The sequence below is a fragment of the Litoribacter populi genome (genome assembly GCF_007483685.1).
In the GTDB taxonomy this organism is placed as follows: domain Bacteria; phylum Bacteroidota; class Bacteroidia; order Cytophagales; family Cyclobacteriaceae; genus Litoribacter; species Litoribacter populi.
The window spans coordinates 785,958-807,310 of the sequence record NZ_VMKN01000001.1; the positions used below are offsets into that span (position 1 = coordinate 785,958).

General features: G+C 43.3%; 17 protein-coding genes and 1 pseudogene. 11 read left to right on the forward strand and 7 right to left on the reverse strand.

What is annotated here, in order from left to right; translation table 11 throughout:
* Nucleotides 1-106: 106 nt before the first annotated feature.
* Together istA and istB are read left to right on the forward strand one after the other, a co-directional pair.
* Nucleotides 107-1,645: an IS21 family transposase gene (istA, locus tag FPL27_RS03400; protein WP_143959261.1), complete on the forward strand. Its 1,539-nt coding sequence runs from the start codon at nt 107-109 to the stop codon at nt 1,643-1,645.
* 43 nt (nt 1,646-1,688) lie between these two features.
* A complete protein-coding gene (gene istB, locus FPL27_RS03405; protein WP_143959262.1) occupies nt 1,689-2,426 on the forward strand; it encodes an IS21-like element helper ATPase IstB in 738 nt (245 codons plus the stop codon).
* A gap of 8 nt (nt 2,427-2,434) precedes the next feature.
* On the opposite strand, the pseudogene FPL27_RS03410 reads toward istB, so the two are convergent.
* A pseudogene (locus tag FPL27_RS03410) lies at nt 2,435-3,175 on the reverse strand (NAD-dependent epimerase/dehydratase family protein); the annotation flags it as partial.
* 244 nt (nt 3,176-3,419) lie between these two features.
* Between FPL27_RS03410 and FPL27_RS03415 the strand changes: the two are divergent.
* Nucleotides 3,420-3,833, forward strand: a complete 414-nt coding sequence (locus FPL27_RS03415) for a CBS domain-containing protein (RefSeq protein ID WP_143959751.1) — start codon at nt 3,420-3,422, stop codon at nt 3,831-3,833.
* Nucleotides 3,834-3,861: 28 nt separating this feature from the next.
* On the opposite strand, the gene FPL27_RS03420 is transcribed toward FPL27_RS03415, so the two are convergent.
* The 3 genes from FPL27_RS03420 to FPL27_RS03430 all read right to left on the reverse strand — a co-directional run bounded on the left by FPL27_RS03420 (nt 3,862) and on the right by FPL27_RS03430 (nt 7,196).
* Complete coding sequence (locus FPL27_RS03420) at nt 3,862-4,902, reverse strand: hypothetical protein (RefSeq protein ID WP_143959752.1); 1,041 nt, start codon at nt 4,900-4,902, stop codon at nt 3,862-3,864.
* 81 nt (nt 4,903-4,983) lie between these two features.
* Nucleotides 4,984-5,943, reverse strand: coding sequence for a UDP-glucuronic acid decarboxylase family protein (locus FPL27_RS03425; RefSeq protein ID WP_143959753.1), 960 nt, complete (start codon nt 5,941-5,943; stop codon nt 4,984-4,986).
* Nucleotides 5,944-6,113: 170 nt separating this feature from the next.
* Nucleotides 6,114-7,196: a Gfo/Idh/MocA family protein gene (locus FPL27_RS03430; protein WP_143959754.1), complete on the reverse strand. Its 1,083-nt coding sequence runs from the start codon at nt 7,194-7,196 to the stop codon at nt 6,114-6,116.
* 107 nt (nt 7,197-7,303) lie between these two features.
* Here FPL27_RS03430 and FPL27_RS03435 point away from each other — a divergent pair, with 107 nt between their 5' ends.
* Entirely contained in the window at nt 7,304-9,001 is a 1,698-nt protein-coding gene (locus FPL27_RS03435; RefSeq protein WP_143959755.1) for a DUF885 family protein, read from the forward strand.
* Between the two features lie 235 nt (nt 9,002-9,236).
* Here FPL27_RS03435 and FPL27_RS03440 read toward each other — a convergent pair whose 3' ends face one another.
* Nucleotides 9,237-9,872 (reverse strand): HAD family hydrolase, encoded by a 636-nt coding sequence (locus FPL27_RS03440; protein WP_143959756.1) that lies wholly within the window; start codon nt 9,870-9,872, stop codon nt 9,237-9,239.
* Between the two features lie 123 nt (nt 9,873-9,995).
* On the opposite strand from FPL27_RS03440, the gene FPL27_RS03445 reads away from it, so the two are divergent.
* The 3 genes from FPL27_RS03445 to FPL27_RS03455 all read left to right on the forward strand — a co-directional run bounded on the left by FPL27_RS03445 (nt 9,996) and on the right by FPL27_RS03455 (nt 11,752).
* Nucleotides 9,996-10,382, forward strand: coding sequence for a nuclear transport factor 2 family protein (locus FPL27_RS03445; RefSeq protein ID WP_143959757.1), 387 nt, complete (start codon nt 9,996-9,998; stop codon nt 10,380-10,382).
* Between the two features lie 166 nt (nt 10,383-10,548).
* Nucleotides 10,549-10,920: a SpoIIAA family protein gene (locus tag FPL27_RS03450; RefSeq protein WP_143959758.1), complete on the forward strand. Its 372-nt coding sequence runs from the start codon at nt 10,549-10,551 to the stop codon at nt 10,918-10,920.
* 76 nt (nt 10,921-10,996) lie between these two features.
* Nucleotides 10,997-11,752: a hypothetical protein gene (locus FPL27_RS03455; protein ID WP_143959759.1), complete on the forward strand. Its 756-nt coding sequence runs from the start codon at nt 10,997-10,999 to the stop codon at nt 11,750-11,752.
* Here FPL27_RS03455 and FPL27_RS03460 read toward each other — a convergent pair.
* Nucleotides 11,736-13,268 carry a M20/M25/M40 family metallo-hydrolase gene (locus tag FPL27_RS03460; RefSeq protein WP_143959760.1) on the reverse strand — a complete coding sequence of 511 codons (1,533 nt, stop codon included), beginning with the start codon at nt 13,266-13,268 and terminating at the stop codon, nt 11,736-11,738. The genes FPL27_RS03455 and FPL27_RS03460 overlap by 17 nt on opposite strands.
* A 207-nt stretch (nt 13,269-13,475) precedes the next feature.
* On the opposite strand from FPL27_RS03460, the gene FPL27_RS03465 reads away from it, so the two are divergent.
* On the forward strand, nt 13,476-15,749 hold the full coding sequence (locus FPL27_RS03465) for a GH32 C-terminal domain-containing protein (RefSeq protein ID WP_143959761.1): 2,274 nt from the start codon (nt 13,476-13,478) through the stop codon (nt 15,747-15,749).
* Nucleotides 15,750-15,821: 72 nt separating this feature from the next.
* On the opposite strand, the gene FPL27_RS19770 is transcribed toward FPL27_RS03465, so the two are convergent.
* Entirely contained in the window at nt 15,822-15,959 is a 138-nt protein-coding gene (locus FPL27_RS19770) for a hypothetical protein (protein ID WP_185974288.1), read from the reverse strand.
* A 53-nt stretch (nt 15,960-16,012) separates the two neighbouring features.
* On the opposite strand from FPL27_RS19770, the gene FPL27_RS03470 reads away from it, so the two are divergent.
* The 3 genes from FPL27_RS03470 to FPL27_RS03480 are packed head-to-tail and all read left to right on the forward strand — an operon-like array spanning nt 16,013 to nt 21,345.
* Nucleotides 16,013-17,371: a sugar porter family MFS transporter gene (locus tag FPL27_RS03470; RefSeq protein WP_143959762.1), complete on the forward strand. Its 1,359-nt coding sequence runs from the start codon at nt 16,013-16,015 to the stop codon at nt 17,369-17,371.
* On the forward strand, nt 17,358-18,254 hold the full coding sequence (locus tag FPL27_RS03475) for a carbohydrate kinase family protein (RefSeq protein WP_143959763.1): 897 nt from the start codon (nt 17,358-17,360) through the stop codon (nt 18,252-18,254). Before FPL27_RS03470 ends, FPL27_RS03475 begins: the two co-directional genes overlap by 14 nt.
* 34 nt (nt 18,255-18,288) lie before the next feature.
* On the forward strand, nt 18,289-21,345 hold the full coding sequence (locus FPL27_RS03480; RefSeq protein ID WP_143959764.1) for a SusC/RagA family TonB-linked outer membrane protein: 3,057 nt from the start codon (nt 18,289-18,291) through the stop codon (nt 21,343-21,345).
* The last annotated feature ends 8 nt before the right edge of the window (nt 21,346-21,353 follow it).

Here is a 21,353-nt window from a genome sequence, read left to right on the forward strand (position 1 = left end):
GGAGGTCATTGGGCCATTTAATTACGGCAACCCATTCGAATTCCGGAGGTCATTGGGCCACTTTCCATGATAATTATTAGCCTTGTAGTTTTTAAAAACAATCTACATGGCAGGACAAAGAATAAACATCATGGAATTAAGAAGTTTGATAGCATTTAAGCAAAAAGGCTTGAGCAACCGAAAGGTGGCCGCCCTTTTGGGTGTCAACCGGAAAACCGTAGACGAGTACATCAAGCGGTTCAAGGAACTCGGCTTGGGGTACGGGGAGCTCCTGACTCTTGAGGGAAAGGATCTTGAGGAACTTTTCACCCAAAACAGCCAGACGGAAAAGGAACGGTACGAACAGCTTTCCGGACAGTTCCCACACTTCCAGAAAGAGATGAAAAAGCCCGGGTGCACCCTGCAGGCACTTTGGAAGGCATATATTGCAAAACATCCGGAAGGCTATAAATACAGCCAGTTTACCTGGCATTACCGGCAATGGAGCAAACGCCACCATGTTAGCGGAAAGCTGACCCACAGGGCCGGAGAAAAGCTTTTTGTGGACTTTTGCGGCAAGAAACTCTTTTATGTGGACAGGCATACCGGCGAACAGATCGATGTTGAGGTTTTTTTGGGGATCATGCCCTGTAGCCAATATACCTACGTCAAGGCCGTGGCCAGCCAGAACCGTGAAGATTTTATCAGCTGCCTAGTCCATTGCCTCGGATGGATAGGAGGCGTCCCCTATGCGGTGGTGCCGGACAACCTTAAGTCTGCCGTAAGCAAAAGTTCAAAATATGCCCCCATACTCAACAAGACTTTTGCCGATTTTGGACAACATTATGGCTGTGCACTTGACCCCACACGCCCTTACAGCCCACAGGACAAGGCCCTTGTCGAGCGGACGGTAACCATTGTCTATCAACGGATATACTACCCCCTGAGCAACCACACCTTTTTCAGCCTGGCCGAGCTCAACGATGCCATTGCCGACAAATTGGTGGAGTTCAACGATTATCTGTTGAGCCACGGACAGGGCAGCAGGAGGAGCCAGTTCATCGATATTGAAAAAGAGTTCCTTCAGCCCCTGCCAAGTGGTATTTATAGTATCAGGAACTATAAAAAAGCCACAGTCCAGAAAACCTCCCACGTCTTCATGGGAGAGGACAAGAACTATTACAGCTGTCCCCACCGCTATATCGGGCTGGCCGTGGAAGTACAGTACAATCAGGACATAGTGGAGATCTTCCACAGGCAGGAAAGGATAGCCTTCCACAAAAGGAGCTTCAAAGCAGGTCACTACATCACAGTGGGCGACCATATGCCCAGCAGCCACCAATACTTCAATGAATGGAGCCCCGAATTTTTTCACCGGAGAGCCCAAAAGGTCGGTCCCCACACCCAAGAGTACATCGGCAGGCTGATCGGGCAGTATGACTATCCCGAAATTGGCTACAAGCAGGCCCAGGGGATCCTTGCCTTTTTGAAAAGCTACGAACCGGAGCGCCTGGAAAGGGCCTGTAAAAGGGCTCTGGGATTCGAAAAAGCCTCTTACCATACCCTTGAAAGGGTGTTGCAGAACAAAATGGATATGGAGGAGATCCCCTTTCCGGAGGACCGAGTGACACCTGAACACAAAAACATCAGGGGGCTTTTCAGTTGAGCGGCTTCAACCCATCTACATTAAAAACCAATCCATATAAACTATGAACGAATACAACACAATCGAAAAATTGAAACAGATGCGCATGGGGGCCATGGCCGAACTTTACCACAAACGGCTCACCGAAAACCTTTACAAAGAATTTTCTGCCGATGAGCTGTTGACCTTGTTGGTCGACAGCGAATGGGAACAAAGGCAAAACAGGACGATTGACAACCTAATCCGCCAGGCCGGTTTCAAGCAGGCTTCCGCCGCCACTGACATCGATTACCATGCCTCACGTAATCTCGACAGGTCGGTGTTTGAAAGGCTGCTAGGGCTTGGCTTCATCCGCAACAGGGAAAACATCATACTTACCGGTGCCACAGGTTGCGGAAAAAGTCACCTAGCCCAGTGCCTCGGCGTAAAGGCATGCCAGTTCAGGTACAAAACACTTTATTACAATACCTCGAGATTTTTTGACACGGTCCGGCTTGCAAAGCTGGAGGGCACCTACCATAACCTACTTAAAAAGCTGGAAAAAACCGCGGTATTGATCCTGGATGATTTTGGACTGGCACCCATGGACACCCAAGCCAGGCATGCCCTGATGGACGTTATGGAGGACAGGTATGGGAAAAGCTCTACCATCATAGCCTCACAGATCCCGGTGGCCCAGTGGCATGCTACCATCGGAGATGACAGCATTGCAGATGCCGTTCTTGACAGGCTGGTATACTCCTCCCACAGGATAGAACTGGAAGGGGAATCTATGAGAAGTAGAAAGAAGTTGGACAATTAAAATATAATCCCATAATTGCACATGGAAAGTGGCCCAGTTATTCCCGTAATCACTGGCCCGGCATGCTCCGTAATCACTGGCCCATCATCGCCGTAATAGACATCCACGTAGCAAAAGCTTCTAGTTTGCTGTCCGGTGCCAAAAATGGTAATGTCTTCCCCTTTGAGGGCCTGGATGATGAAATTGCTCACTACCCTGCCGTCATTGGGGTGCATGCGTGGGCCGTAGGTGTTGAAGATCCGCATTACTTTGATTTTGACCTTGTGCTGTCTGTGGTAATCAAAGAACAGGGTTTCTGCACATCTTTTTCCTTCATCGTAACAGGCACGAATGCCTATGGTGTTGACGCATCCTTTATAGTTTTCAGGTTGGGGATGGATCTCGGGGTCACCATAGACCTCAGATGTACTGGCCTGAAGAATTTTGACCTTTAACCTTTTAGCCAATCCCAGCATGTTGATGGCGCCCAGGACACTTGTTTTGATGGTTTGAACAGGGTCAAATTGATAATGAATAGGGCTCGCAGGGCAGGCTAGATTGTATATTTCATCTACTTCCACATAAAGTGGGAATGTGATATCATGTCTTAAGAATTCAAAATTCTTATTTTCCAGTAAATGGTGGATGTTGTCCTTACGGCCGGTAAAAAGGTTGTCTACGCACAACACCTCATTGCCCTCTTTCAACAGTTTTTCGCATAGGTGGGATCCCAAAAAACCGGAACCCCCGCTTACCAAAATTCTTTTCATAATGAGCTTTGTTTAAAAGTCGGAATTATATGAGAGTCACCTGGAAGCTAAAAGGCCAAATGAATATTCAAAAAAATAAACTTTTTAAGTCAGTTTAATAATTAATCTTTGAATTAGGTAAATCTGTCGATGGAATTGATAGTTAAGATGTTAGGCTGGTATAATCATAAAAACTGCTGACTTAGCTCAGTTTTTCGGTGGAATAATTGCGTATCTTTGTGATAGGCTTAAAATCAATATGGTTATGGACTTAAGAGCGCCGGTTTCTAGCATTATGACCTCCCAGGTTGTGACTTTGGATGAAATGTCCACTTTGAAGGAAGCAATGGTATTGTTGAGAAAGCATAAGGTTAGGCATCTTCCTGTGGTGAACGGCCCTAAAATTGTGGGGATCCTCAGTCGAACAGACATTAATAGGTTGACCTTTGGCGCTTTATGGGATAATCAAGAGGATGCGGATGATACTATTCTAGAAATGCTTTCTGTTCCTCAAGTTATGTCGGCCAAGCCAAGAGTGGTAAGCAAGAATCAGCCTATAGAGGAAGTTGCTAGAATATTCTTGACTGAGGAATTTCATGCCCTCCCTGTAGTGGAAGATGGAGATCTATTTGGAATAGTAACTACTACCGATTTGATTCGGTATATGTTGCCAAAATGATTTTTCGACTAAGGTTTGACGATAGTAATTACTTCATGGAAGCCACTTTTTTTGTTTTCAGGGAAATGCCTCTGATTTCCGCTAGGACTCCTTTTACTCGTATGTCCAGTGTCCCGTATGCTTCCTTTAACTTGTTAAAGGCATTCGTTCTCAATTCATTCATCTTTTCTGTATCCTCCAAGAGCTTTTCAGTTTTATCGAGCAGATCCGTGCCGTCCCAAGAGACACTTTCATAAGTTTGGTTTGCCTCATAGATATTGGGCCAAGTTTCCAGGTGCCCCATGTCAGGCTTGATTAGGACCGACCCATTTAGAATGGCCTCGATGTCCCGAAAACAGATTTCTCCCCAACCAAAGGGGCTCAGAATGGCCTGCACCTGGCTTAATTCTTTGTTGTATTGCTTTAAAGGTATCCTTCCTGTAAGGAAGGATGGGTGGTTTTCAATCAATTTCTGAAAATGTTCCCTTTGATAACCAACAGTATCCCTATAGCATTTTGCATCAAATCGTGCTTGACATTTTGCCAAAGTTGGATTGGGTAAAGATCTATTTGGGTTAGGTTTATCCAGCAAGAGGCCCATGCCTGTCTGGCCTATCCAGGCATGAAGTTTTCCAGCCAACTTTTCCTTTACTTTGCAGTTTGGGTATTGCCCCATAGCAATATTCCATGCAACTCTCAATTTGGCTAAATCGGATTCATTTTGAGGTTTGGGTAAAGGCGGGGGGCTGGGATTTTCCTCAATCCCGAAATTCTGGTGATAGAAATCTGAAAATATTCTTCTTCCGTAGAAGTTTTTGGAATACAGGCTCCGATCCTTGAATAGCTGTTTTTTATAAAAGAGATCCACATACGGAAGTATGTCCAAAAAGCTGGATTCGGAACCGTCACTATCGTCAAAATACGCGAGGCGGCGATATTTTGATGAAAGATTTTGAATTAGGTGGAGTTGGGTGCCGTCTTTATCTTGCCCCCAAAACCACCCTACTATCAGAAGCAACTCGTTTGTGTCCTTGTTTTTGACCCAGTCAAGGTCTGTGGTAAAATGTAATCCCTCAGCAAATCTTGCCATCCAAAAAGGATAAAGGCTGTATAAAAGTGTAATTTTCTTTGGGTTATAAAGAATAGTAATCTTATCAGTTTTCACAATAGTCTAAACAGTTAATGCTACGTCTGGCTTGGTTAAAGTTTTTTCAAAATAGTTAATGGTCTTCTTCAAACCATCGGCCAATTTGACTTTGGGCTCCCAACCAAGTTCTCTTTTGGCCATATCGATTTGTGGCTTGCGCTGCATAGGGTCATCTTGAGGGAGTGGAAGGAATACCAGTTTACTGCTGCTACCGGTCAAGTCAATGATCATTTCGGCCAGTTCCAGCATGGTGAACTCACATGGATTCCCAATATTAACCGGTCCCTGAAAATCATCTCGCGAATTCATCATCCTATACATACCGTCAATCAAGTCATCTACATAGCAAAAGCTTCTAGTCTGCTGTCCTGTGCCGAATATGGTTATATCCTTGCCTCTTAAAGCTTGCACAATGAAATTACTGACCACTCGGCCATCATTGGGATGCATCCTGGGGCCATAAGTGTTGAAAATCCGCATGACCTTGATGGCTACTTGATGTTGCCTGTGATAGTCGAAAAATAAGGTTTCTGCACATCTTTTACCCTCATCATAGCAAGCCCGTATCCCAGTAGTATTCACACAACCCCGGTAGGTTTCAGGCTGCGGGTGAATTTCAGGGTCTCCATATATTTCAGAGGTGCTTGCTTGAAGGATTTTAACTTTGAGCCTTTTGGCCAATCCTAACATATTTATGCTGCCCATTACGCTTGTTTTGATGGTCTGAACAGGATCAAACTGATAATGAATTGGGCTGGCTGGACAAGCTAGGTTGTAGATTTCATCTACTTCCACGTAAAGAGGGAAGGTGATGTCATGCCTATGGAACTCAAAGTTATCCTTTTGCAATAGGTGTTGAATGTTTGATTTTCTGCCTGTGAAGAGGTTATCCACGCATAAAACCTCATTTCCTTCGGCAAGTAATTTTTCGCAAAGGTGAGAGCCCAAAAATCCGGAACCACCGGTAACAAGAATCCTTTTCATAAAAAAACAATTTAAAAATAAGCGTTGCTAGAAAAATGACCGGTCCTTTTTCAAAAAATTAGAAAGGAAGGCTGAAGGTCAATTGATTAATTCTGCTTGGAAGTTACTAAATGCATTTTGAATATCCAAAAATGCAGATGATAATAATTTTAACTTTGTTATTTGAAGGGTTACTTCATTTGGATAGTTTTACCATTTGCAGCAGACTCCCTTGCGGCTGTTAATATTTCCATAACAATGAGATTGTTTTCTAAGCTATATAGACTGAATGGTTGGATACTTCTGTCTTCACGGATGACTTTGGCGAAAAAGGTAAAAGGATTTTCATTTTCTTCTTTCAATTTAATGCTTTCTTTCTTTGAACCCTTTCTGATAATCATCTCATCTCGGTTAGGGGTGATAATTTGACCTTTTTCAGCATAAATTTCCATGTCCTTTCGGTCAATTGGCCAGTTCCAAGATGCCTGGATTATGGCTTGAGAAGATGGGTAGGTCAAAATGATGGTGGCCTCGTCTTCGACTTCTTTGTAGATGTCAGGTTTGAAGCTTTGAGTTACTGCAGTAACGGATTCAGGTCTTTCGCCATTCATTAGCATGGTCATGATATTAGCGCCATAGCAACCGAAGTCCATGAGTGCTCCCCCACCACTTTGCTTCGGATCGGTGAGCCAGTCCAAGAACTCCTTACCTACGCCTATCTCTATTGGACCTTTGTGGCCATGGTGGAAAACGGACTTACGGATAGGTCCAAACTGATCTTTATGTTTCTCAAGCCTATTAGCTGTTTCCTGTGTGCTAGGATACCAAGAGGTCTCGTAGTTGGTCAGCACATGGATATTGTGTTTAACTGCCAAATCTGCCATTTCTTTTGCCTGCTCAATATCTAGAGCCAAAGGCTTTTCGACCATTACATGGATGCCTCGGGGTGCGGCTGCTTTTACTACCTCCAAGTGGTCGGAAATTGGTCCAAAAGCCAAGACACCTTCAGCGTTGGTATTTTGCAACAATTCTTCCAGAGAATTATGAAATAGGCTATCATCCAAATTGTATTGATCCTTGAATTGATTTTTCAAGCTTTCGTTTGGTTCATAGATCCCCGTCAAGACGGTCTCTTCACCCAGATCATTAAATATCCAATGAGAATGGCCATGGGCAAGTCCTGCCACTGCCATCCGAACTGGATTGGCGCTTTGGGAGAATGAAAATTGGGTGTTGAGTAACATTAAAAAAGTAAAAAAGAGTTGATATTTCATGGTTGAATGCTTTTAGATAAAATTAATAAAATTGGTGACAATATAATATTCCTTTGAGAAATGCCTCTGTTTTTGCATTTTAGGCCATCAGATTAACCATGTTTTATATGTTTAGAAATTTTACCCTTTCGTTAATTGCACTTTTTATTACTTTCCAATCCTTAGCAGGAGATATACCAGCTCTTATTTGGCAGCTTCAGGCTGATAAATCTGCTTTGGGCAGAAAATATACTTTGAGAGAGTCAGAGGAGTACTATGACCGATTTCAACAACTTTACCAAGACTACCAAACAAAGTTGAACAAGGTGGATTTTGAATCCCTTTCCTCCAGCCAGCAGGTGGATTATATTTTGTTAAAAAACCAATTGGACAAGGAACTGTATCAATTGGGTTTAGAAAAGGGGGACTTTGATAAGGTGAAAGGGTTTGGGGAATTTGCAGAGCCCTTAAGAATATTCATTAAAGATAGAAGAAGAGGCAATCGGCCCGACCCACAAGAAGTAGCTAAGACTTTTCAGGAATTAAGCGGAGAGGTGAAAATTCAAATGGAGAGGCTAACTGATTCTGATGAAAAAATGGAAAGGTGGCAGCTTGCTGAGAAAGCCTCCAGAATGGTAGAGGAGTTGCAAAAAAATCTGGAGGAGGCCTATGGTTTTTATGATGGTTATGATGCGGAATTTAGCTGGTGGGTGGCAAAACCGTATGGAAAACTGAAGGAAAGCCTGAAGGATTATAGTGAATTTATAAAAGACTATTACAGCACCAGCTCGGTAAAAGATGACGGAAGTGGCATCAGTGGCCGGCCAATCGGAAGGGACGCTATTATGGAGAGTTTGAAGCATGAGTTTATTCCGTATACACCGGAAGAACTTGTGGAAATTGCTGAGAAAGAATTTGCATGGAGCGAGGAGCAGATGCTAAAAGCCTCCGAAGAACTTGGTTTTGGCAATGACTGGAAAGCCGCCTTGGAGCATGTCAAAGGAACGTATTTTCCAATAGGGGAGTGGCCAGAAGAAATCAATAGGATGGCAGAGGAAGCGGTGGAGTTTATCGAAGGGAAAAACCTGATCACCGTGCCGGAGTTGGCTAAGGAGACTTGGAGGATGCGGATGATGAGTCCGGCAGAGCAGCGGTTTGCGCCCTTTTTCCTTGGCGGTGAGGTGATTCAGATTGCTTACCCAACTGATGAGATGACTCATGAGGAGAAAATGATGAGCCTCAGAGGCAACAATCCCCATTTTTCAAGAGCTGTGGTTCATCACGAGCTCATTCCTGGGCATCACCTTCAGCAGTTTATGAATCAACGCTTCCAAACCCATAGAAGGATGTTTTACACGCCATTTTGGACGGAAGGCTGGGCCCTGTACTGGGAGTTTAATCTTTGGGACAAGGACTTTCCTAGAAATGCCGAGGACAGGGTGGGGATGATGTTTTGGAGAATGCATCGCAGCGCCCGTATCATTTTCTCCCTTAATTATCACATGGAAAAAATGACTCCACAGGAAAGCATTGACTTCTTGGTAGATAGGGTGGGCCATGAGCGAGCCAATGCCGAGGCGGAGGTAAGAAGGTCCTTTGAGGGACGATATGGGCCTCTGTATCAAATTGCCTATATGACCGGCGGTTTGCAGTTTTACCACCTTAAAAAGGAATTGGTGGACAGCGGAAAAATGGAGGAGAAGGAGTTTCATGACCGCATAATGCAGGAAAACAGCATTCCTGTGGCCTTGGTGAGGGCGATACTAATAGATCAAGATCTGGACAGGGATTTTGGGAATGACTGGAAATTCTACGATAAAGAGTAAAACAGATATGAATATCCGTAATGATGCCTATAGCCAATTTTCTTTTGATTATTGGGCCGGAAGTCAGAAGACCGAAGACCGAGTCACACGGCCAATCTAGTTTTAGAATTTAGCCTGTAAACTGGTGCAATTGCGTATATACATAAAATCAGAAAAGTGCTATCAATTTAATTGAAAGCGCTTTTTTTAATACTTCAAGGGAATGTTCGGTCTTCAATCTCCCGTCTTTTGTTAATTAATTTATCAATATAGTAACCAGCTCCCGAAAGTCCCTGATTTTATGGCTTGCCGGATGACTTTGATATTGATCGTGTTTGTCATATAAGACTGTTTCTACTCCTATTTCGTTTCCTGCGGTAATCTCTGATTCAGGATCATCGCCGATTACCATGACATCTTTAGGTTCAAAGTTTCCGTCTTTGATTATTTGTAGGAAGATATCTTTTTTTGTCTGTTGGGTTTGCATGGGGTCGATAATGTGGCAGGCTTGGAAGTCTTTTTCCAGTTCCATACGGTCTATTTTGCTTTTCTGCATTTTATAAAACCCGGTGGTTACCAGAAATCGATGCCCGGGCATTTCAAGGATAGCCGGATAATCTTCATGAAGGGAGATATGGTCGTCGTAGGTTGTCTCTTGAAGTATTTCCTCCCCTTTTTGAGTCAAGGCTGGCCCAAAGTCATATTTCTGGGCGAGATTCTGGAAAGGGATCCGCATGATGTCCTTCCTGATATCCTCCATATTTGCCTGGTGTTTTTCTTCTTGCCCTATCACTTCCAACACTGGAGCAAAGAGCTTGTCCCCGATAGTCTTTACCGAATAAAGGGTATTGTCGAGGTCATAAATCATGGCTTTTTTGAAGTGAAAATCCATATAGTATTCGAGGGGTTAATATCAATGATAGGTGCTTATAATCCTTTAAATTACGAAAAATGCATGGAAAAATCCTCGTACCTTTGTAATTCATTTATACTCAACCTTTAACCACTAAAAATCATGGAAACTATTCACAATGTGCAGCAGCAAAATAAGGCGCTGGTAGAAAAATTTGACGATGCATTTGCTCGGGGGGATCATAAGACTATCCTGGGAATGATGAGCGAAGATGTGGAATGGAAAATGCTGGGTGAGTTTCACCTAAAAGGGAAAAATGACATTGCCGAAATGTTCAAGTCAATGGAAGATATGGGGTTGCCAGAAATCTGGCCAGGCACCAAAGTAGCTGAAGAGGATAGGATTGTCTCGGAAGGGGTGATGAAGGGCTTGGATAAGGAAGGAAAAATCTTCCGAGCTGCCTATGTTGACAGCTACTTGATCCAAAATGGTAGGATCATTGAACTTACCTCCTATGTGGTGACACTGAAGGAAAATGTGAACGAATAGGTACCAATGAAGTTAGTAGTACGAGGTACGAAGTAAAATGGAAGAATGAAGCAGTGGTCCCCTGCGGTGTAGTTTGTGCTTGATACATGGTAATTGGTGCCCATTTAAACTATATGCCACCCCAAAGGTTAAAATAGTAATTGATAACCTAAATCCCCAACCCAAAATGATTGAGCAAATTCCCTCCCCTAATGAAAACACATTGATGTTTAAAGTAGGAGACAAAATCTCCCAAACCGAAATGCAGCAAATGTATACCCTGATCAAGGCGAGGGTAGATGAAGGACATGCTGTGAATATCTATATAGAAATGGAGAAATTCCCAACTATGACAATGGGAGCAATATGGGAAGAGGTCAAGCAGCTTGTTCCCGATTTTAAAGTTTTGCTTCAAAAGATCGATAAAATTGCTTTGGTCACAGATAAGGATTGGGTGCAAAAAATATCGGATGGGATTTACTCTATCATTGGTAACATCAATTTTCAGTCTTTTTCCACAACTGAAAAAGCTAAGGCCAAAGGCTGGATAGGGATTTAATACAGAAAATTTCTTTCCAGCTGTGGCATTTTTTCCTTTCAGGACGTCCTGAGATTAGAACGGATGAAAATACGGAATGAAAAGAGTTTTATTTTTAGTGATTTTGCTGTGGCTGCTAAATTTGCCGATTGCGCTGGGACAGGATGAGTGGGCTGGACGTTGGTTGTTGTTTTCTGAACTGAGCCCAACATCCCGTACAAATGCTTACAAAAAACTTCCACAGGCTCAAAATGCGAGCAGTTGGGAATGGCGCAACAGGTTTGGTAAAATGGTGACTCCAAACTGGGCTTTGGGTGTTTCTGCCGGCGTGCGGACCTATAATACAACTGAGCAAGTCAGCGTGGAAAACAATAATTTTCGTTCAGATTATATGGCCGAGGTTAGCAATACGCTTTGGCAAGGGGGCATCTTTGCAACCAGATTTTTTCAACTGACATCTAGGCTTGACCTTCAGGTCACACCTTATGCCACATATGAGCAGGGCCGTGGAAGTTATGAGGTAGAACTTATTGATTTCAACTGCCCTGTATGTTTTGCCCCGGGAGCCAATTTTAGACTCATACAGGATAATAAAATACTGGATCGGGAGGTGCGTGAAAGAAATTTCTATGCAGGCCTAGACCTTGGATTGTCTTATGCCTTGAACTCAAGTTTGGCGCTTCAGGGTAGTGTGAATATGTTTCAATATGAAACCCACCGATCATTTTTTCCTCCAGGAATGCTTCTTAATCCGGAACGTTCCTCTTATCGTCCTGTTCATCAGCAAGGAGACGGGTTTTCATCTGTTTTCACCAGGCCAATTATGCATTTTGGTCTCAAAGTTCTTCTCTAAGTGGTTGGGTCAATATGGATAGCATGGTTTTAATTCCCTCAATATAATTCCTCAACTTGATATTCTCATTCGGGCTGTGTTGATTGTTGTCAGGGTTGACGGTTGGCACGATCACCGCCGGTATTTCTAATGCATCAATAAATGGGCTTATGGGGATGGAGCCTCCACCCATTCGGATCAAGATAGGGTCTTTACCAAATGCACTTTGAAAAGCTTTCTCCAACCAAATGCCTGGTTCTGAATCGAAGGGTGTCCTGAAAGCCTGATAGGATATCTCACCTTCCCATTTTACGATTCTTGGGTATTGCTTTCGCTCCTCGTCGGTTGGGTCTTCTTCCACCAATTGAAAACCCTGGTTTTTGATATGATTTTTCAAGAGAGTAAACAGTTTTTCAGGGTCACTTTCTGGAACCAAGCGAATATCCAGTTCCACCCTTGCCTCTGAGGGGATGATGGTGCGTGCCTCTTGTCCCACCCAACCGGAAGAAAGCCCCCGGATATTAAGTGAAGGAAACTGCAGGGATTCCTGATACGATTCACCTACTTGGTCGGGGGCGGCAATTCCAAGCTTTTCCTTAAGCTTATCCTCATCATCAGGCACATTGGCCAGGATTTCCTTTTCCTCTTCCGAAATAATTACCCCATCATAAAACCCCATTATAATTACCCGTCCCTGTTCATCTTTCATGCTACCGAGCAATTTGGCCATGTGAAGGGCGGGGTTTGGGGCGTAATTCCCGTAATGGCCGCTATGCTGCGGATTTTTAGGTCCATAGGTGGTCAGGGTGACCCTGGCGATTCCCCTTGCCCCAAAACTTAAAGTGGGCTCATTGCTTAGGTGGCGTGGGCCATCCATTATAAGCATCATGTCGGCGTTGAGTTTGTCCGAATGGTTATTGACCGCCTCAGGGAGGTTTGGGGAACCTATTTCTTCTTCAAAATCAAGAATGACTTTGATGTTATAATTAGGGGAAAGCCTTTCCTTTTCCACAGCATCCCAAGCGGTGAGAAACATGGCCAGCGGTCCCTTATCATCAGAGGTGGATCGTCCATAGATTCTCCATTCGGGGTCATATTCATCTTTAAGGCGTTCCATAGATATTTCCTCCCATTCTCCGAACTCATTTTCTTGCTTCAATATCGGCTTATATGGATCTTCCTGTTTCCACTTCGAAGGGTCCACGGCCTGCCCATCCACATGGAAATACATCAACACGGTCTTTTCTGCGTCAGGTTGGCTTAATTCAGCCAGCATTAAAGGAAAGCCTTCCGTCTCCAATTCAGATACCTCCCAGCCTCTCTGTATGAAATTCTCCTTGCACCAGTCCAGGTTTTGTTGCAACTGCTCGGGGTGGTGGGAGTCGTTAGGGATGGAGACTAGGTCTGTGAGGATTTGGATGCCGTGATGAAAATAATCTTCACTTAGTTGCTGCAAATCAATTTGGGATTGGGCGGCAACTTTATTAGAAAATGGTAAAGTTGATAAAATCGCCATAATGAAAAAGCTGTATTTCATAAGTTAATATGCTAGTGGATGGTGATTTTTTAAATTTAATAAAAGATAATCAAAATTTTCTGTTTAAGAAGGCCATGATCATAGCTCTTGATGTTTTAGGGTTTCTAATGACCCAATTTTATCAATTTATGAAGGATTTGTAACAGCTGGCCTGAAATTAAGCCGATACATTGAGTGTTGATTCAATAACCCATAACCAATATCAGCATGTTAAATATAAACAGGTGGGGCAGTTTGTTCCTATTGCTTTTGATCTCCATTTCTGCTCAGGGTCAACTGCACTACAAATTCGACCATACAGGAGGGGAGGTCCTTCACGAGGAAGTGTCAGGAAAAGACTATACGGTAGAATATGTCTTTACAGATGCCAAGTACAAACCCAATTCCGAACCTTTATGGAGAGAAAGCTCCATTAGTGGCCAAAGCCTCCTATTTGATGGCTACTCCACTTATATAGTCAATGAGGACTTTGCCATTAATGAAGGGAAAGGTTTTACCGTTTCAGTTTGGGTGGCACCACGGGCATTTGAATGGGGAAGGGATGGAAAGCTTTCCTCAATTGTAAACCAACAGGATCTGGAGACAAAACAAGGTTTTGCCATGGGCATGCATAGGCATGGCAGTTGGTCGTTCCATGTGGGGAATGGCCAGGAGTGGATAGAATTATGGGAAGTGGAAAAGCTACTGCCTAAAAATGAATGGTCCTATCTAACCGCTACAATAAACCAGGAGAGTGTGTCCCTTTTTCTGAATGGGGAAAAAGTACAGGAGAAGGTTTTTGAAGAGCCTTTTGTGTTCAGTCCAGCTGATGAGCCATTGATTGTAGGAAGGCATAATGACCCAAACCCGCTCTATCCAGGAAGCGAGTTTATGGTTAATATGTTTAATGGGCTTATGGATGATCTGAAAATTGAATTTGATTCTAGAGAAGATGCTGAAATAAAGGAGAGCTATCAAACCTATCTCAATGGCGACACAGCCCCAAAGATAGCAGATGCTGATATTTTCTTGGATTACGACAAATATGAAGGAGACCGTTTCCGGCCACTTTATCACGCAATAGCACCGGCACATTGGATGAACGAGCCCCATGCGCCTTTCTTTTTTAATGGAAAATACCATCTCTTTTATCAACACAATCCAACCGGTCCCTATTGGCGACAAATCCATTGGGGGCACTGGGTGAGTGATGATATGATCAACTGGAAGCATGCGCCAATAGCCTTAGCTCCTGAAAAAGGTGAATTGACACCTGACGGCATATGGTCGGGCGGGGCAGGTTTTGACCCTGATGGCAATCCATTACTTTATTTTACAGCAGGCAATGATGATTTGATGCCTAACCAAGCAGTCGCTATCGCTTTTCCCAAGGACTTGGATGATCCAAATTTAAAGGAATGGGAAATGCATCCTGAATTGGTAGCGGAAAAGCCGGAAGAATATCTGGAGAATGAATTCAGAGATGCATTTGTGTGGCAGGATGAGGATAAATGGTATATGCTGGTGGGAACCGGCTTGGAAGGTAGAGGTGGTTCTGCAAGTCTTTTTGAGTCCGATAATGCTTACCAATGGGAATATCTCAACCCTTTTTACATTTCTGATTTTGATAAGTATCCTTATTTAGGTCTTGTATGGGAACTGCCCGTATTTCTTCCAATCGGAAAATATGAGTCTGGAGAAGATAGGTTTATTTTTCTTATTTCTCCTGTAAGGGATCCTGCCGATGTGGAGGTGTTTTACTGGTTGGGAAGGTTTGATAAGGAGGAGCAAAAGTTTGTTCCGGACCAAGAGGCCCCACAATTGATGGATTATGGGGATTTCGGATTTACAGGACCCAGTGGTATGATGGATCCAGCTAGTGGGAAGCCGGTTGTATTTACTATTGCACAAGGTAAGCATAATGGGATTGACCCATTTGAGCTAGGCTGGGCACATAATGCAGGGTTACCGGTAGTATTGGACCTTGACGATGATGGTGACTTGGCATTTGAACCTGTGCCGGCGATAGAATCTTTAAGAGGAGATCTACTCTTGGAGCTTGAAAATGTTCCTATAAAAGAAGCTAATGAGCGACTTGCAGAAATTGCTGGTGATGACCTTGAGATTCTGCTGAATTTTGCTTCCTCCAAGGAAAAGAAGGGTATTACAGTACGCAAATCCCCAAATGAAGAAGAGTTGACCCTTATTTATTACAATCCTGAAAATAGCATGTTTGGAGTAGACAGGACAAAATCAAGTAAACTGCAGAAGTTGGGCATAGATGAGGGTGAATTGGATCTGAAAGGTGAGGCTTTGGAGCTTCGGGTGTTTTTGGATAAGTCCATGCTGGAAATTTATGCCAATAAGAGAAAATCCATCACCACAAGAGTGTATGCTGAGCAAGACGCTACTGGTCTGACCTTGATTGGGGAGGATGACCTAATTGTCCAGTCCCTGAAGATTTGGAGGATGAAACCCATAGACTGGCAGTGTGTTGATTGAGTAAAGATAAGTTATCCACATTCATATAATCGCTTTACCCTTACCTTTTATAGGTAAGGGTTTTTTCTGCCCTTAAATTTCACCCATTAAAAAGATGTTTTTTACTGGCTTTTTATATACTGCAAAAATGGTGTTTTGAGCCAATTGATGGGGATAAATTCTGTGTGTAACATTTTTATCAGATTTTGATACATTTACTCTAGCTGGCATATAAAGGGTTTTTTTAGATTTAATCGATTTCGAAACCCAAAATAATCAGGTTAATGACCAGTAATAAATATTTGTTGACCATCATCAGTACGGTCGCCTTGGGAGGCTTCTTGTTCGGCTTTGATACAGCTGTAATTTCAGGTGCCATTCCTTTTATAAAAGAACATTTTCAACTTAACGAAACCTTGGAAGGTTGGGCTGTTGGCTGCGTGATCCTTGGATGTATGTTAGGGGCATTGACTTCCGGTTATTTTGGGGATTTGTTTGGGAGAAGAAAGGTGCTCATCGTTACCGGCATCATGTTTATCGCTTCCGCCTTAGGGACTGCTTTGACCAATGATTTCACCGTATTTATCATCATGCGGATTATTGGTGGTATAGGAGTTGGCTCAGCCTCTGTTCTGTCTCCTACCTATATTGCCGAAATCTCTCCATCAGCCATCCGTGGCAAAATGGTTTCTCTCAACCAACTGGCCATTGTTTCAGGTATCCTGATTGTATATTTCACCAACTACATGTTTTTGGGGGTAGGAGAAGATAACTGGAGATATATGCTTGCTTCGGAGTCTTTGCCGGCATTGGTTTTCATAATAGCGCTATTTTTTATTCCAGAAAGTCCAAGATGGTTAGTCAAAAAAAACAAGGAACAGGAAGCTGTTGCGGTGTTGGATAAATTATATACTCCTACCGATAGTCGTAAAGTATTGGGTCAAATTAAAGAATCACTTACCAATATTAATAAAGTAAAGATCAGCGAACTCTTTGAGGGGAATATGAAAAAGATCCTTCTGATCGGAACAGTCTTGGCCTGTTTGCAGCAGGTGACTGGAATTAATGCTGTGATTTACTATGCTCCCACTATATTCCTAAAATCAGGGGCTAGTCTTGCCTCCTCGTTTTGGCAGCCGGTGATGATAGGGGCGATCAATTTTATTTTCACTATAGTGGCCATTTCCCTTATAGAAAAGGTGGGAAGAAAAACACTAATGCTATATGGTTCTGCAGGAATGGGCATTTCTTTGACTTTTCTTGTAGGGGCCTTCTTCTTTGATATGTTAGAGGGCTACTGGGTATTGGTTTTCATATTGGGATACATTGCTTCTTTTGCCGCATCCCTTGCCCCAGTCATGTGGGTGGTGGTTTCTGAGCTTTTTCCCAATCGCCTTCGCGGAGCGGCAATGTCATTTTCTACCTTTTTTCACTGGACCTGCACCTTTGTGGTAGTTCAGACCTTCCCTTGGCTGCTGGCCTTTATGGGCGGGGCTTTTGCCTTTGGGATATTTGCCGTGCTGAGCCTCTTCACCTTCATCTTTATTTATAAATACGTACCGGAAACAAAAGGGATGACTCTGGAGAATCTGGAGAAAAAATACGTGACACCAAAAGCTAAAACAACTTATGAGCACGTCTAAAAAAATCGTGTGTATTGGAGAGATCCTATGGGACAAATTCGGTGAAAATAAAGTCGCCGGAGGTGCTCCCTTTAATGTGGCCAAAAACCTCAAACAACTTGGAGAGGACGTTGATCTTATCAGTGGTGTAGGCAATGATGACCTCGGTATGGAGTTGCTTTCGGTTCTGGAAAATGCGGGTTTTTCACAGGGTTTTGTACAGAAAAGTGAAGTTTTAGCGACCAGTGAAGTGGAAGTAGTAGGTAAAGGAAATGAAATCTCGTACAAGATCCTGGAGCCTGTAGCTTGGGATGACCTACAATTAACATCTGAAAATATCCACTTGGTGGAAAAAGCTGAGGCATTGGTGTTTGGGAGTTTGATGGCCAGACAGGATGTTTCCAAAAACACCCTTTTCCATTTTTTGGAGTCTGCTCCTAATGCTCAAAAGGTATTTGACATTAACCTCAGAGCTCCCCACTATACAAAAGAGAATATTGAGGGTCTGCTCTATTATGCAGACTTTGTCAAGCTTAACCAAGAGGAGTTGGAATTGCTTATCAAGTGGTTTCAGTTATCGGAAGATCAGGAAGAAGCCCTTATACAGCTGGAAGAAGAATTTAATTGTCCGATAGTTTGCCTAACCCGAGGAGGAAACGGCGCTATTTTGAGATTTGGCGGAAAGATCTATTCACATGAGGGGTATCAAGTCCAAGTGGAAGATGCTGTTGGTGCTGGAGATGCTTTCCTGGGAGGTTTGGTCAGCTGTCTTTTATCTGAAAAAGAACCTATGGAAGCTCTGAATTTTGCCTGCGCTTTAGGGGCTCTTATCGCCTCAAAAAAAGGTGCCACTCCCAATTATAATCCTATAGAAATTGACGAAATCCTGAAAAGGAATTGTTAAATAATTAGTGTATAACCCCCAAAATAAATCCTAAATGAAAAGAACATTTACAAGCCAAAAGTTTCTGCAAGTTTGCTGTTTCAGCTTGCTGCTGTTGCTTTTAGGCAATTTGAACGCGTATGGTCAGCAGAATACCATCAGGGGTACAGTGCTGAGCGCAGAAGATGACCTTCCTTTACCGGGGGCAAGTGTTAGAGTGAAAGGAACCTCTAGAGGTACCGTTACTGATATTGACGGTGTATATGAAATTAACGCCACAAGTGAGGAGGTTTTGATCTTTTCCTTCGTTGGTATGCTTACTCAGGAAATCAGGATAGGCAATGCCAATACAGTGGATGTGACACTTGACCTGGATGTCAGGCAGATTGATGAAGTGGTTGTTTTGGGTTATCAGTCCCAAAGAAGAGCAGATATCACGGGAGCTGTCTCTGTAGTAAAGCTTGATGATGCACTTCAGCAGTCCAATGTTAATATTTTGAATTCTTTACAGGGAAGAATTCCTGGGCTTCAAATAACTGCGGATGGGACTCCGGGAGGTGGAAATACAAACGTCCGGATCAGGGGCTTCTCCACAATTGGAAATACCAGTCCCTTATATGTAATCGATGGTGTACCTACAGACAATATCGGGCCGCTAAACCCAAATGACATTGAGTCTGTTCAAGTGTTGAAAGATGCCGCAGCCGCTTCCATTTATGGATCTAGAGCAAACAATGGGGTTATCGTCATCACGACTAAAAAAGGAACAACCGGTGAGCCTCAAATCACATTTGATTCCTTTGTAGGGGTACAGACAATCCGAAACAGCATGGATATGCTTGACGCTCAACAGTGGGGCGATGTATATTGGGAAGCTCAGAGAAATTCGGGCATCACACCTTCCCATCCACTTTATGGGAGTGGCTCCCAACCGGTGATTCCTCAGTTTATCGATGCGGAAGGGAATATTCCTGCTGCCAATACTAATTGGATGAATGAGGTTTTCAAACCTGCTATGATCCAAAACTACAGTTTGGGAATTACTCAGGCTACTGAAAAATCCAGTGTTTATGCCGGTTTGAACTTTGCCGATGACAGTGGGATTCAACAGCATACAGGTTATCAGCGATACAATGCCAGATTAAATACCAGCTATACCATTAAGGACCGGTTGACTGTTGGTGAAAATCTTCAAGTGACGTATTTCAAAGAATTAAGAGCCAATCAACTTTCTTCAGCATTAAGACAGCATCCACTAATCCCCGTTAGAGATAATGTGGGAAATTTTGGCGGGCCTACTGATGGGTTGGGAGATTTGCTAAACCCACTAGGGGAGCTACATAGAAACCGCACCAACTGGAGTGAGAACTGGAGAGTCTTCGGAAATGCTTTTATGGATTTGAAAATCATCGAGGGATTAAATGCAAGAACGTCCTTGGGTGTAGATTATAATAACAGTAGCCTAAGAAGGTTTGAGCCAAGCTTTAGAGAAGGGAATGTCAATAATACGGACAACTACTTGACAAACAGCTATTCCAGAAATATGACATTGACGTGGTCAAACACGGTGGAATATACCAAAGAAATTGGGCGTAGTAGGCTCAATGTTTTGGGTGGTACTGAATTAATCAGTTTTGACAGTGAGTTTTTCAATGCCAGAAGGATGGGATTTATTCTCAACGACTATTCCTATGCTCACTTAAGTGCAGGTACCGGACTCCAGACCAATGGGGGCGGCGGTACCGAATGGGGGCTTTCTTCCCAATTCGGTAAAGTGGATTACATTTATAATGACCGATATTACCTTTCGGGAACAATCCGTAGAGATGGGTCTTCAAGATTTGGTCCCGAAAATCGCTACGGTGTTTTCCCTGCCGTTTCCGGGGGGTGGAGAATCTCAGAAGAGGACTTCATGGCTAACATTCCTGCAGTTGATGATTTCAAGTTACGAGCCTCATGGGGACAAACTGGAAACCAACAGATCGGCGACTTTGGAGCATTGAACTTCTATCAAACTAGTCCTGAATTTGGGGGCTATGACTTAGCTGGAACAAATACTTCGATTTTCCCAGGTTATTATAGAGGAACTATGGGTAATCCTAATTTAAGATGGGAGACCCAGACGCAGACCAACCTTGGTTTTGATTTGTCCCTCTTTGATGGGAGATTGGAAATGACCACTGATTATTTCTTCAAAAACACCACAGGGATGTTGCTCAACCCAACATTGCTTGCAGCCTTTGGAGCAGGCGCTCCTCCTTTTGTCAATTCTGGCGAACTGAGTAATAGAGGGCTTGAGATTGCTATAGGTTATAGAAGCGACCCTTCAAAAGCCTTCAGGTATACCGTTGATTTCAATGTGGGATCATATAGGAATAGAGTGGAAAGCCTAGGTGGCGAAGAGTTCTACTTGGGTGAAAATGCGAACAGAATTCAGGTTGGGAGACCGGTTTCGTCATTCTTTGGTTATGTAGCTGATGGTATTTTCACTAGCGAGGAGGAAGTGTCCAGTCACGCAGTTCAGTCCGGTAAAGACGTGGGAAGAATCCGTTATCAGGATACAAATGGTGATGGAGTAATCAATGAGCAGGATAGAACATGGATAGGTGATCCAAACCCGGATTTCATCTACGGATTAAATGCAAGTGCGTCATACAGAAACTTTGATTTCTCTATTTTCTTCAATGGTGTATACGGCAACGACATATACAACACCATGAGAGGATTGACGGACTTTGCTTACTTCCCCTTTAATTTCAGTACCAGAATTTTGGATTCTTGGTCTCCTCAAAACCCAGGGGCAACGATTCCAAGTGTGAATGTGACCAACCCGAATGATGAACTACGACACTCCAGTTATTTTGTAGAAGACGGTTCTTACCTAAAGCTTCAAAGTTTGGTCTTGGGTTATACTCTGCCACCTTCTGTGCTTAACTCGCTCGGAGCGGAAAGAATCAGAGTTTATGTTCAGGGTGAAAATCTGTTTGTGTTCAGCAGTTACAGTGGCTTAGATCCTGAAATAGGCCCCGGTGGACCCTTCAATTTTGGGATTGACTCCCAACTGTATCCACAGGCCAGAGCCATCAATTTTGGTGTAAACGTGATATTCTAATTCTAAAT